At 57.5% G+C, this 360-nt stretch carries 1 protein-coding gene; it reads right to left on the bottom strand.

Annotation, left to right across the window (positions count from 1 at the left end):
* Positions 1–169: 169 nt before the first annotated feature.
* Positions 170–360: hypothetical protein (locus FEF26_RS15995; protein WP_208012973.1), on the bottom strand; the 191-nt coding region annotated here is incomplete at its 5' end.

Here is a 360-nt window from a genome sequence, read left to right as displayed (position 1 = left end):
GAGCCGCGGGCCGCCACATCCCTTAAGGAGTCAGACCAACCGGTCCACACATCAATAGTGAAGAGCCGCTAAAACACGGCTTGAAAGCAATCCAAGCTCACTGAGGGTCACACAGTGTTAGCGCTTATCAACATTCTTGCGCTGGGTCTTGCGCTTGGTTTCGATAAAGTCATGCCGTGCGTAGCTGGCGAGCTGCAGCCACCATAGCGGAGGTGTCCGTGAGGTCTGTGTAGTGTGCGCGGCTGGTGATCGCGTTGTGTCCGAAGAAGGCAGTCCGCACCACCTCTGGCACAGTCCCTCTCTGCCAGACTGAGGTGAGACCCCCGGGCTGAGCGGTTATGAGACTGGGAGATCCATTCA

Source organism: Nesterenkonia salmonea (genome assembly GCF_005771525.1).
Lineage (GTDB): Bacteria > Actinomycetota > Actinomycetes > Actinomycetales > Micrococcaceae > Nesterenkonia > Nesterenkonia salmonea.
The sequence above is the reverse complement of the archived record's forward strand: the minus strand, read 5'-3'. Positions and strand labels throughout refer to the sequence as shown.